We start from the raw sequence: 11,389 nt of genomic DNA, 5'->3' as shown, positions 1-11,389 counted from the left end.
GAAGGGCCAGGCATCGCTGTGCCGCGCGAAGTTGAAGGTGACCAGATCGTGCTTCGCGAGGTCGCCCGGATCGGCGGGGCTGCCGCGAGCTGCCAGATAGGCCGGGGATGCGACCACGGCCACCCGGCTTTCGCCGAGCTTGCGGGCCACCAGCAGCGAGGATCGCAATGGGCCGACGCGGATCGCGACATCGGCTCTTTCGTCGACCAGATCTACGACCGCATCGCTCAGGGTGAGGTCGAGCTGCACGCCCGGATGGAAGGTGGCAAAACGCGGCACCAGCGGCAGCAGGAAATGCCGGCCGAAGGGGACGTTGGTGTTGACCCTGAGCCGGCCGCGCGGGACCTGGCAGGCTGCGACGGCCCGCTCGGCCTCGTCGAGATCGGCGAGCACGCGCAGCGTGCGCTCGTGGAAGGTGGTGCCTTCCTCGGTCAGCATGAACTTGCGGGTCGAACGCACGATCAGGCGGACGCCGAGCCGCGCTTCGAGCCGGGCAACGAGCTTGCTGACCGCCGAGGGCGTCATCCTGAGCGCGCGGGCAGCGGGCGAGAAGCCGCCGAGTTCGACGACGCGGGCGAAGACCTCCATCTCGCCGGAACGGTTGATCTCGGTGCGCGGCATCGTGAATTCAACTCACAATTGCTGATCTTTCCCACAGTCTAATTCACAAGGCGTCGAGGGGCTATCTCCGGGCCCGAACACGTTCCCGGAGGCATTCCATGCCCATCGCTCTCTATGCTCTCACCGTCGGTGCCTTCGGCATCGGCGTCACCGAATTCGTGATCATGGGCCTGCTGCTGCAGGTTTCCAGCGATCTCGGCATCAGCGTGCCGCTCGCCGGCCTGCTGATGACCGGCTATGCGCTCGGCGTCTTCGTCGGCGCACCCGTCCTCACCATCGCCACCCGCTCCCTGCCGCGCAAAACGACGCTGCTCGTGCTGATGGCGATCTTCACCCTCGGCAATCTCGCGGCCGCGCTGGCGCCGAACTTCGCCTGGCTGATGTCGGCACGCATCGTCACGGCCCTGGCGCACGGCACCTTCTTCGGCGTCGGCTCGCTGGTCGCCACCAGCCTCGTGCCGGCCGAACGCAAGGCCTCCGCAATCGCGCTGATGTTCACCGGCCTGACCATCGCGACCCTGCTCGGCGTGCCCTTCGGCTCCTGGCTGGGCCTCGCCTTCGGCTGGCGCTCGACCTTCTGGGCCGTGACCGGCATCGGCCTCGTCGCCTTCATCGTGCTCGCGGCGCTGGTCCCGGCCGATCGAGAGCGCGTCGTCCCGGCCTCGCTCGCCGAGGAGTTCAAGGTTCTGGCGCGCCCCCAGGTCCAGCTCGGGCTGCTGATGACCGTGCTCGGCTTTGGCGGCATCTTCGCGGTGTTCACCTTCATCCAGCCGATCCTCGTCGAGCTCGCGGGTTTCAGCGAGGCGGCGGTGTCGCCGATCCTGCTCGTCTTCGGCGCCGGGCTCGTCGTCGGCAACCTGCTCGGCGGACGCTGGGCCGATCGTAGCCTCGCCCCCTCGCTGATCGGCACGGTGGCGCTGCTGACCGTCGCGATGTTCGCCTCCGGTCTCGCCTTCTACAGTCAGGCCGGCGCCGTGATTGCGGCCTTCGCGCTTGGCGCTGCCGCCTTCGCCACCGTCGCGCCGCTGCAGATGTGGGTGCTGCAGCAGGCCGGCGGCGCCGGGCAGGGGCTGGCCTCGAGCCTCAACATCGCCGCCTTCAACCTCGGCAACGCCTTCGGCGCCTGGCTGGGTGGTGCGGTGATCACGCGGGGACTGGGCTATGGCGCGATCGCACCCGTAGCCGCGCTCGTCCCGCTTGTCGCGCTCCTGCTGGCTATCGTCGCGGTGAGCCTCGAAAGGCGTGCGGCACGGGCGATCCCCGCCTGCGCGACCTGACCGCCGAAATCCCCGCTCAATGAACGAGGCCCGCCGGATACATCGTCCGGCGGGCCTCGTTCATTGGCGGCTTGCGATCGTCGGCTCAGCGCGGCGCGCGCTTGGCGAGGATGCGCTGCAGGGTGCGACGGTGCATGCCGAGGCGGCGCGCCGTCTCCGAGACATTGCGGCTGCACAGCTCGTAGACGCGCTGGATATGCTCCCAGCGGACGCGATCCGCCGACATCGGGTTTTCCGGCGGCTGCGGCCGGGCATCGCGCATCGCCGCAAGCGCCGCATGGATCTCGTCGGCATCGGCCGGCTTGGCCAGGAAATCGAAGGCGCCGAGCTTCACGGCGCTGACGGCGGTGGCGATGTTGCCATAGCCGGTGAGGACGACGCCGCGCGCTTCCGGCCGGCGTTCCTTCAGGCGGGCGATGACGTCGAGGCCGTTGCCGTCGCCGAGGCGCAGGTCGATCACCGCAAAGGCCGGCGCGGCCTGTTCGACCGCGGCGATGCCGGCGGCGACGCTGTCGGCGGTACGAACCACATAGCCGCGGCCTTCCATGGCGCGGGCGAGACGGGTGAGGAACGGTTTGTCGTCATCCACCAGCAGCAGCGACATGTCCATGCCGTCGGGCCTGCCGGTTTCGTTCGGCGCATCCTGCATCATCGTCTCCTTGCCGCTTGTCCATGCGCGCTGCGGTGGCGCGAAGTTCGGGTCGAAAAGCCGCCCATGTGCCCGATTGAGCTCGTGTACAGCCAAGCTCATTTAATGCCGATGGCTCCGGCTTTGTACCCCCGATGGCCGGAAGATCGGCTTCAAAGATGTCGCGGGGCCAGACGATGCGGATCGAGGCGCCGCTTCCGGGGGCCGGCAGGTTCGAGAATTCCAGCGTCGCGCCGCCGCGCTCGAGCAGCGTCTTGGCGATGAAGAGACCGAGCCCGAGGCCGCCGCCGGCTCGGCCCTCGCTGCTGCCGCGCGAGAGATAGGGCTCGCCCGCGCGCATCAGCACGTCCGGCGGGAAGCCGGGGCCGTCATCGGCGATCGTGAGCACGACGCGGCTCTGCGTCCATTCGGCCGCGATCGTCACGGTCGAGCGCGCGAAGTCGACTGCATTGTCGACGATGTTGCCGAGGCCGTAGATCATGCCGGGATTGCGCCGGCAGACCGGCTCCGGCTTCTCGCCGGTCATGCTGATCTCGAAGGGAACTCCGAAGGGCCGCTGCGGCCCCGCCGCTTCCTCGATCAGCAGCCTGAGCGTCAGCTGGTCGAGCGGCCCGGCATCCTCGTCCTGCAGGCTGGAGAGCTTGCCGAGGATGCCGCGGCAGCGCTCGACCTGCTCGCGCAGCAGCGCGATGTCCTCGGCCATTTCGCCGTCGGGCGGGGCGAGGCGCGTGAGTTCGCGCGCGACCAGAGCGATGGTGCCGAGCGGCGTGCCGAGTTCGTGGGCGGCCGCGGCGGCGAGCCCGTCGAGCTGCGAAAGGTGCTGCTCGCGCGCGAGAACGAGTTCGGTGGCGGCGAGCGCATCCGAGAGGTCGCGCGCCTCCTTGGCCACGCGCCAGGCATAGATGCCGGTGAAGGCGAGGCCGAGCACGAGCGCGACCCAGTTGCCGAGCTGGTAGAAGGGCGGCAGCACCGGCCGGTCATCGCCGGCCCAGGGCAGCGGCAGGTGGAAGCGGCTGAGCAGGGTCGCGAGCACCATCGCCAGCAGGCCCAGCACCAGGGTGCGCTGCGGCGGCAGCGCGGTCGCCGAGATCATCACCGGCGCAAGGAACAGGATCGCGAACGGGTTCTGCAGGCCGCCGGTCATGAACAGCAGTGCCGCGAGCTGGACGATGTCGAAGCCGAGCAGGGCGGTCGCCGGCCGGTCCATCAGCCGGTGGCTCAGCGGAAAGCGGATGCGCAGCGCGATGTTGAGCCAGGCCGAGACGGCGATGACGATGAAGCACCAGCCGAAGGGCAGGGGGAAGCCGAGCCCGAAATGCACGCCGGCAACGGCGGCGCTTTGCCCGGCGATGGCTAGCCAGCGCAATCTGACCAGCGTGTCGAGCCGCAGATGCCGGCCGGAGCGCCCGAACAGAGGGGCGGAGAGGTCCGGTGCGCTCATGTGCAGCGCACCCTGGCGGGGGGCGCGGCTGGCGGCGGAAATGACGGCTTCATCCACATGGCAGGAATTTCTTAGCCTTTAGCCGGGTTGAATGAGAACAAAATCAACGTAAGGTGCGTTGTTGCGACGCATCATTGCTTGTTGCGCCGCCGGAAGGACACTCGATCGCATGTACGGGGCCACCATGTCGTTTGCCTATCATGCCTACGAAGCGGTTCACATGATGGTGAGTCCGGTACGTGGCGTTTCGGACGCCATGCAGCTGGCCTTCAAGAATCCCGCGAATCCGCTGACCTACACGTCTTTCGGGCGCACGGTCGCCGCTTCCTGCGAATTGTTCGAGCGCGCCACGCGCCGCTACGGCAAGCCGGCATTCGGCCTGAACGAAACCACCATCAACGGCGTCAAGGTGCCGGTGGAGGAGCGGGTCGTCTGGGAGCGCCCCTTCTGCAAGCTCGTCTATTTCGACCGCAAGATTCAGGGCCGCCGCAAGCCGCAGCCGAAGGTGCTGATGGTCGCGCCGATGTCGGGCCACTACGCCACGCTGCTGCGCGGCACGGTCGAGGCCTTCCTGCCCGGCCATGAGGTCTACATCACCGACTGGACCGATGCGCGCCTCGTGCCGCTCGCCGAGGGCCGCTTCGATCTCGACGACTACATCGATTACGTCATCGGCATGCTGCAGAAGCTGGGGCCGGACACGCATGTGATGGCGATCTGCCAGCCTTCCGTGCCGGTTCTCGCGGCGATCGCGCGCATGGAGGCCGAGGGCGACCCCTGCGCGCCCCGTTCGATGACGCTGATGGGCGGGCCGATCGATACCCGCCGCTCGCCGACCGCGGTCAACCAGCTCGCCATGGAGCGCGGGACCGACTGGTTCCGTCGCAACTGCATCACCGTCGTTCCCTTCCCGCATATGGGTGCGTTCCGGCAGGTCTATCCCGGCTTCATGCAGCTCTCGGGCTTCATGGCGATGAATATCGACCGCCACGTCACCGCCCATTACGAGATGTTCCAGCACCTCGTCAGCGGCGACGGCGATTCCGCCGAGAAGCATCGCGACTTCTACGACGAGTACCTCGCCGTGATGGACCTGACGGCCGAGTTCTACCTGCAGACGGTCGATACCGTCTTCGTGAAGCACGCCATGCCCAAGGGCGAGATGATGCATCGCGACAAGCCTGTCGATCTCAAGGCAATCCGCCGTGTCGCGCTGATGACGGTCGAGGGCGAGAACGACGATATCTCCGGCGTCGGTCAGACCCAGGCGGCGCATGATCTCTGCGCCAACATCCCCGCCGAGAAGCGCGTCCACTATCTCCAGCCCAAGGTCGGCCATTACGGCGTCTTCAACGGCTCGCGCTTCCGCTCGGAGATCCAGCCGCGCATCTCCGACTTCATGGTCAGCCTCGACATGGAGGCCGCCAAGGGGCGCCGCAGCGACAGCGCCGGCGAGCAGCGCAAGGGCCTGAAGGTCGTCGGCTGACGGCTCTTTCGCATCGCCCGCGAATCCCGCACTATCGCCGGCGATGCGCATTTCCCTGTTCAGGCGCCAGCCGGACCCCGACCGGATCGAGGTCGTGCATGCCGGCACGCGCTATCCCGTCATGGTCAAGCGGCGTGCCAATGCGCGGCGAATGACATTGCGCGTCTCGCAGGCGACCGGCGAGGTCACCCTGACCCTGCCCGAGCGCGCCGAATTCGCAGCCGGCCGCATCTTCGCCGAGAATCACGGTGGCTGGATCGCGGCGCGGATCGCGAAGCGCCCTCGGGCGGTGCCCTTCGAGCCCGGCCAGATGGTCCCGCTGCGGGGCGTGCCTCATCGCATCGTGCACTGGTCGAAGGCGCGCGGCGTAACCCAGGCCACGCAGGACAAGGATGGCGCGCCGATCATCGCGGTTGCGGGCGAGGCAGCCCATGTCGCCCGGCGGATCAAGGATTTCCTGCGGCGGCTGGCGCTCGAGGATCTCGAGAAGGCGGTGCGCCAGCACACGGCGGCTCTCGGCATCCCCGCGCGCAAGATCACGATCCGCGACACTAAGAGCCGCTGGGGCTCCTGCTCTTCGCAGGGCCATCTCAATTTCTCCTGGCGGCTGATCCTCGCGCCGGCCTCGGTGCTCGACTATCTCGCAGCCCATGAGGTGGCGCATCTCAAGGAGATGAACCACTCGCACCGCTTCTGGGCGCTGACCCACAGGCTCTGCCCGCATACCGAGGCGGCGGAAACCTGGCTGAAGCGACATGGCGCCAGCCTGCATGGTTATGGTTGACGGGGCGTCTCCGCCGCAATTTCGCCGTTAACCACTTTCTGAAACCTCGCCCTGCACAGTGAAGGTCGATTCGCCTTCAGTGTGAGTATGCCTATGGGTCAGGTCATCGCGTTCCGCCGCCCGCAACAGCCCGCCGCCATGCCCGAGCCCGCGCTCGGCCTGCTCTCGGCCGTGGACTTTGCGCTCCGCGATCTCGCGGAAATCATGCCGCATATCGGGTTGGACAGCGCTCGCGAACAGGCCGAAGCCTGCCGCGTCATGCTGGCCAGGGCCTTCGACGCCGAGGTCGAGGCAGAACTCGGCAACTGATCCTGCGCCCGCGCATGCCGGCCCCGGCGGCAGCGCGGGTTGTCGAAGCGGGTGAATTGTCGAACCTCTGGGCAAGAGCTGGCATCGGGCTGGCCAAAAGCCCGGGAGGCTCATCCGTGTTCCTGACCAACAGCGATATGGTCGATCTCGTCGATCTCCGGCATCGGCTGCATCGGAGGCCCGAGATTTCGGGCGAGGAGCGCGAGACGGCGGCGACCATCGTCGCGTTCCTGGAGCCGACGCAGCCCGATCGCATCGTCACGGAACTCGGCGGGCATGGCGTCGCGGCGATCTATGAGGGCGCCGAACCCGGCCCGACCGTGCTGATCCGCGCCGAACTCGATGCGCTGCCGATCGAGGAGATCTCGACCAGCGATCATCGCTCCGAAATTGCCGGCAAGGGCCATCTTTGCGGCCATGACGGTCACATGACCATCCTCGCCGGGCTGGCGCGCGGGCTCCACCGCAATCCGCCAAAGCGCGGCCGCGCCATCCTGCTGTTCCAGCCTGCCGAGGAAACCGGCGCCGGTGCGGCCGCTGTGATCGCCGATCCCAAATTCCCGGAGATCGCGCCGGATTACTCGTTCTCGCTGCACAACCGCCCGGGTGTTCCGGTCGGCCATGCCCGCATCTCGGAAGGCGCCGCCAACTGCGCCTCGCGCGGCATCAAGATCGTCCTGACCGGCGAGACCTCGCATGCCTCGACGCCCGAGCACGGCCGCTCGCCGGCGCCGGCCATCGCGACGCTGATCCCCGCCTTGACGGCGCTCGGGCCTGGCGGAGAGCTCGATGCCGATTTCCGGCTGGTCACCGTCACCCATGTCGAGATCGGCGAGCAGGCATTCGGCATCGCGCCGGGCCATGGTGAGCTCTGGGCGACGCTGCGCACCGTCAACGACGCGCAGATGGGGGCGCTCTGCGAGGCCGCGGAGAAGCTGGCGCGCGAGGCGGCCGCGGCCGGCCGGCTCACGGTCGAGATCAGCTATCACGACATCTTCCACCATTGCGAGAACGAGCCCGAGGCCGTGGCCATGCTGCGCCGGGCGATGGACGAGGAGAAGGTGCCGCACGGCCCGACCAAGCCCTCGCGCGGCTCGGAGGATTTCGGCCTCTTCGGCCGCAAGTCCAAGTCGGCGATGTTCCTGCTCGGCTCGGGCGACACGGCCCATCTGCACAACCCCGACTACGACTTCCCCGACGATGCGATCGGCACCGGCGCGCGCGTCTTCATGCGGGCGCTGCGCAATCTGGTCGGCGAAGCCCCGCGAGCCTGAGGACGAGGCGCATGGCCCTGGACTGGACGCGCGCCGCAGCGCGCGCGAACGAGATCGCAGCGGGCTGGCAGCGCGAGGCCGGCCCCGGCGGCGCCGTCGTGCTGTTCGATCGCGACGGCGTGCGCGAGGCCTTTGCCGGCGGCTTCGCCAGCATCGATCACGCACTGCCGTTCACGCCGCAGACGCCGAATCGCTTCGCGTCGATCAGCAAGCATGTGCTCGCGATCGCACTGCTCCGCGCGGGCGTGCCGCTCGATGCGCCGCTCGGCCGCTGGCTGGACGAGCTGCCGGCTCCGCTGGCAGAAGTCGAGCTCGGCCGCGCCCTCGACATGACCGGCGGCCTGCCGGACATGATGGAGGCCTTCTGGCAGCAGGGCGTGCCCTTTACCGCCACGCTGAGCGCCGACGAAATCTTCGCGCTAGCCTGCCGCTTTCCGTCGCCGAGCGCCAGGCCCGGCACGGAGATGGCCTATTCCAACACCGGCTGGCGGCTCGGCCAGCGCATACTGGAGCGCGTCACCGGCCGGCCCTATGGCGAGATCGTCGCGGAGCTCTCCGGCGAGCTCGGCCTCGCCTTCCGGCTGCCCTATGATGCCAGCGACATCCTGCCGGGGCTCGCCACCGGCTACTGGCGCGACGGCGCAGCCTGGCGGCGCGGCCATTACGGCTTCCATTTCTCGGCCTCGGGCGGAATCGCGGGCTCGGCGGCGGATCTCGCCGGCTGGGCCTCCGCCTTGCTCTGCGGGCGCGGGCCCCTAGCCGGCATGCTCGATCGCCTGACGGCCCCGCGCCGGTTCGCGGATGACAGCGAGAGCGTCTACCGTTTGGGCCTCGTCTGCAGCCGCCTCGGCGAGACCGAGGTCGTCGGCCATGGCGGCTCGCTGACCGGTTATCGCAACCACGTCCTGATGGCGCCGGCCCATGGCGTCGGCGTCGTCGTGCTCAGCAATCGGGAAGAGGAGGCGCTCTGGCCGGCCATGACGGTGCTGGCGGCGCTGCTCGGGCAGGATCTGCCTGCGCCTGCCGAGGTGCCTGCCGGTCTCTTCGTGACGGAGGAGGGGCCGTTCTGGGCAGAGCTCACTGCGGATTCGATCAGCTTCATGGGCGGTTATGAGCGCCTCGTGACGGATGGTGCGGGCGGCCTGCGCAGCCTGCCGGCCTATCTCGACATCCGGCTTCGGCAGGAGGGAGCCGAAAGGCTGTCCGGCCACATCGGCGGCGTGCAGCGTTCGCTGCGGCGCGTGCCGGCCGACACCGAACTCGATGCCCGGCTCGTGGGCCGCTGGCGGGACCCGCATTTCGGTACCGAGATCGCGATCCGGGCGGACGGTACGGCGCTGATGCCCTGGTCGTCCGGCGGAACGGTCTCGCGGCTGACGCCGCTGCCGAACGGCCGTGCGCTGGCGGATCTGCTGCACGGCCCCTGGCGCTCGCGGCCCTGCCTCTGGCTCGATGGCGACGACTTGCGGGTCGCCGGCCACAGGGCAAGGATCTTGCAGATGAAGCGGGTCGGCTAGCACGCGCTGGGGAAGCGAGGCAGCCGGGTCGATGACGATGGAGGAGAACGTCCGATGCAACTGTCCCGTTTCGCTGCTGCGCTGCTCTTGACGGCATCCGCGCTGCTGCCCCTGCCGGCCGCCGCGCAGGCGCAGCCCGCGGCGAACCGCGTGCTGCGCGTCGCGCCGCATGCCGACCTGAAGACGCTCGACCCCGTCGCAGCCTCGATCGTCATCACCCGGATGCACGGTCTGATGATCTACGAGACGCTGTTCGCCTGGGATTCGAACCTTCAGCCGAAGCCGCAAATGGTCGAGAGCTTCGAGACCGCGCCGGACAAGCTGAGCTGGAGCTTCACGCTGCGCCCCGGCCTGAAGTTCCATGACGGCCAGCCTGTCACGACCAAGGATGTGATCGCCTCGCTCGGTCGCTGGATGAAGCGCGACACCATCGGCGGCAAGCTGGGCGAATATCTCGAAGGCATGGAGGCCGTCGACGACCGCACCTTCCGGCTGAAGCTCAAGCGCCCGCTGGCGCTGGTGCCCTTCGCGCTTGGCTCTGCGGTCGGCCAGATCCCGGTCATCATGCGCGAGGCGGATGCGAAGAGCGATCCGATGAAGCCGATCACCGAGGCGATCGGCTCCGGCCCCTTCAGGTTCAACCGGGAGGAATGGCGCAGCGGCTCGAAGATCGTCTACGACCGCAATCCCGATTACGTGCCGCGTTCCGAGCCGGCCGATGGCCTCGCCGGCGGCCGCGTCGTCAAGGTCGACCGTGTCGAATGGCTGATCATGCCGGACGCCGCGACCGCTGCCGCGGCGCTCCAGACCGGCGAGATCGACATCTGGGAGCAGCCGAGCCAGGACCTGATTCCGGTGGTCGCGGCCAACAAGCAGGTCAAGGTCGAGCGCTATTCCAATCTCGCCAACCAGGTGATGCTGCGGCCGAACCATCTCCATCCGCCCTTCGACAATCCGAAGGCGCGGCTGGCGCTCGCCTATGCCACCGATCAGGCCGATTTCCTCGCCGCCGGTTTCGGCGATGAGGAATGGTGGAAGCGCTGCAACGCCTATTTCGTCTGCGGCGGGCCGAACGGCATCGAGGCCGGCGCCGAGGGCTATGCCAGGCCCGATCTGGAGAAGGCGCGCCAGCTGCTCAAGGAGAGCGGCTACAAGGGCGAGAAGCTCGTCCTCTCGACCAGCAACGACATCGCGCCGATCGGCCGCATGGCCGAGGTTGCGGCGGCATCGCTGAAGGCGGTCGGCTTCAATGTCGACGTCCAGTTCGCGGACTGGGGCGCCGTCACCACCCGCCAGCAGAACAAGAGCGCGCCGGATCAGGGCGGCTGGAACCTTTTCGTCACCTTTGCATCGGGTGCGACGATGCAGTCGCCCCTGACCAATATCGGCACCAACATGGCCTGCGAACGGGCCTGGGCGGGCTGGCCCTGCGACGCAGAGGCAGAAAAGCTGCGCGGCGCCTTCGTCGATGCTCCCGACGACGCCAGCCGCAAGGTCGCGCTCGAAGCGCTGCACAGGCGCCTGGCCGAGATGCAGCCCTATCGCGTGCTCGGCCAGTTCGACCAGCCCTATGCCCGCCGGACCAACGTCGCCGGCGTGCTGGCGGCGCCGGTCATGCTGTTCTGGAACATCGAGAAGAAGTGAGCTCCCGGCCGTTCACTCCGACGAGGCCGTCGGAATGAAATGGGGGGTCGCACGCCAGACGAAATCGCGGCTCTCGCCCGGCGCCAGCTTGAGGATGCCGGGCTTCTGCGCGAATTCGTCTTGCCAGCCGATCGGGCTCGCCATGCTGAACCAGGGTTCGATGCACAGGAACGGCGCCCCGGTCGGCTTCGACCAGATGCCAAGGTCCTTGTAGCCCTCCCAGCTGACGGTGAGGGCGCGGACCTCGCGCCCAGCCGCGTCGAAGGCCGAAAAGCGCACCGAACGGTTCGCCACGTGCGGGATCACGATCGCATCGTCGACGAACAGCGCCTCCGCGAGCGGCAGCTCGGTGCCGTGGAAGGGCAGCGGGATCTCCGGCCCGAGCAG

At 68.4% G+C, this 11,389-nt stretch carries 11 protein-coding genes; 7 read left to right on the top strand and 4 right to left on the bottom strand.

The genetic code is table 11. The features are described 5' to 3' along the window. Positions 1–621 (bottom strand): LysR family transcriptional regulator (locus ACIPIA_RS03785; RefSeq protein WP_400506820.1); only part of this gene is annotated, 621 nt, incomplete at its 3' end. A 98-nt stretch (positions 622–719) separates the two neighbouring features. Between ACIPIA_RS03785 and ACIPIA_RS03780 the strand changes: the two genes are divergently transcribed. Continuing rightward, complete coding sequence (locus tag ACIPIA_RS03780; protein WP_400506819.1) at positions 720–1,898, top strand: MFS transporter; 1,179 nt, start codon at positions 720–722, stop codon at positions 1,896–1,898. Between the two features lie 85 nt (positions 1,899–1,983). On the opposite strand, the gene ACIPIA_RS03775 is transcribed toward ACIPIA_RS03780, so the two are convergent. Continuing rightward, a complete protein-coding gene (locus ACIPIA_RS03775) occupies positions 1,984–2,547 on the bottom strand; it encodes an ActR/PrrA/RegA family redox response regulator transcription factor (RefSeq protein WP_400506817.1) in 564 nt (187 codons plus the stop codon). Next, positions 2,480–3,988 carry an ActS/PrrB/RegB family redox-sensitive histidine kinase gene (locus tag ACIPIA_RS03770; RefSeq protein WP_400506821.1) on the bottom strand — a complete coding sequence of 503 codons (1,509 nt, stop codon included), beginning with the start codon at positions 3,986–3,988 and terminating at the stop codon, positions 2,480–2,482. Before ACIPIA_RS03770 ends, ACIPIA_RS03775 begins: the two co-directional genes overlap by 68 nt. Before the next feature lie 169 nt (positions 3,989–4,157). Between ACIPIA_RS03770 and ACIPIA_RS03765 the strand changes: the two genes are divergently transcribed. The 6 genes from ACIPIA_RS03765 (at position 4,158) to ACIPIA_RS03740 (ending at position 11,002) form a co-directional block, all read left to right on the top strand. Further along, on the top strand, positions 4,158–5,474 hold the full coding sequence (locus ACIPIA_RS03765) for a polyhydroxyalkanoate depolymerase (protein WP_400506815.1): 1,317 nt from the start codon (positions 4,158–4,160) through the stop codon (positions 5,472–5,474). A gap of 43 nt (positions 5,475–5,517) precedes the next feature. Next, entirely contained in the window at positions 5,518–6,258 is a 741-nt protein-coding gene (locus ACIPIA_RS03760) for a M48 family metallopeptidase (protein ID WP_400506813.1), read from the top strand. 93 nt (positions 6,259–6,351) lie between these two features. Then, a complete protein-coding gene (locus ACIPIA_RS03755; RefSeq protein WP_400506811.1) occupies positions 6,352–6,567 on the top strand; it encodes a hypothetical protein in 216 nt (71 codons plus the stop codon). A gap of 116 nt (positions 6,568–6,683) precedes the next feature. Then, positions 6,684–7,841 (top strand): amidohydrolase, encoded by a 1,158-nt coding sequence (locus ACIPIA_RS03750; RefSeq protein ID WP_400506810.1) that lies wholly within the window; start codon positions 6,684–6,686, stop codon positions 7,839–7,841. An 11-nt stretch (positions 7,842–7,852) separates the two neighbouring features. Continuing rightward, positions 7,853–9,358: a serine hydrolase domain-containing protein gene (locus ACIPIA_RS03745; protein WP_400506808.1), complete on the top strand. Its 1,506-nt coding sequence runs from the start codon at positions 7,853–7,855 to the stop codon at positions 9,356–9,358. A gap of 54 nt (positions 9,359–9,412) precedes the next feature. Continuing rightward, positions 9,413–11,002 carry an ABC transporter substrate-binding protein gene (locus tag ACIPIA_RS03740; protein ID WP_400506806.1) on the top strand — a complete coding sequence of 530 codons (1,590 nt, stop codon included), beginning with the start codon at positions 9,413–9,415 and terminating at the stop codon, positions 11,000–11,002. A gap of 12 nt (positions 11,003–11,014) precedes the next feature. Here the strand turns inward: ACIPIA_RS03740 and ACIPIA_RS03735 are convergent. Further along, the coding region (locus ACIPIA_RS03735; RefSeq protein WP_465246950.1) for an aldose epimerase family protein at positions 11,015–11,389 on the bottom strand (375 nt) is incomplete at its 5' end.

This window comes from Allobosea sp. CER48, from assembly GCF_044752385.1.
Lineage (GTDB): Bacteria > Pseudomonadota > Alphaproteobacteria > Rhizobiales > Beijerinckiaceae > Allobosea.
This window is presented reverse-complemented; position numbering and strand designations above follow the sequence as displayed.

What these genes read in the sequence shown, in the direction of transcription:
- ACIPIA_RS03755 (WP_400506811.1), top strand. Translation starts at nt 6,352, where the DNA reads ATGGGTCAGGTCATCGCGTTCCGCCGCCCGCAACAGCCCGCCGCCATG.
- ACIPIA_RS03745 (WP_400506808.1), top strand. Translation starts at nt 7,853, where the DNA reads ATGGCCCTGGACTGGACGCGCGCCGCAGCGCGCGCGAACGAGATCGCA.
- ACIPIA_RS03770 (WP_400506821.1), bottom strand. Translation starts at nt 3,988, where the DNA reads ATGAGCGCACCGGACCTCTCCGCCCCTCTGTTCGGGCGCTCCGGCCGG.
- ACIPIA_RS03765 (WP_400506815.1), top strand. Translation starts at nt 4,158, where the DNA reads ATGTACGGGGCCACCATGTCGTTTGCCTATCATGCCTACGAAGCGGTT.
- ACIPIA_RS03740 (WP_400506806.1), top strand. Translation starts at nt 9,413, where the DNA reads ATGCAACTGTCCCGTTTCGCTGCTGCGCTGCTCTTGACGGCATCCGCG.
- ACIPIA_RS03775 (WP_400506817.1), bottom strand. Translation starts at nt 2,547, where the DNA reads ATGCAGGATGCGCCGAACGAAACCGGCAGGCCCGACGGCATGGACATG.
- ACIPIA_RS03760 (WP_400506813.1), top strand. Translation starts at nt 5,518, where the DNA reads ATGCGCATTTCCCTGTTCAGGCGCCAGCCGGACCCCGACCGGATCGAG.
- ACIPIA_RS03780 (WP_400506819.1), top strand. Translation starts at nt 720, where the DNA reads ATGCCCATCGCTCTCTATGCTCTCACCGTCGGTGCCTTCGGCATCGGC.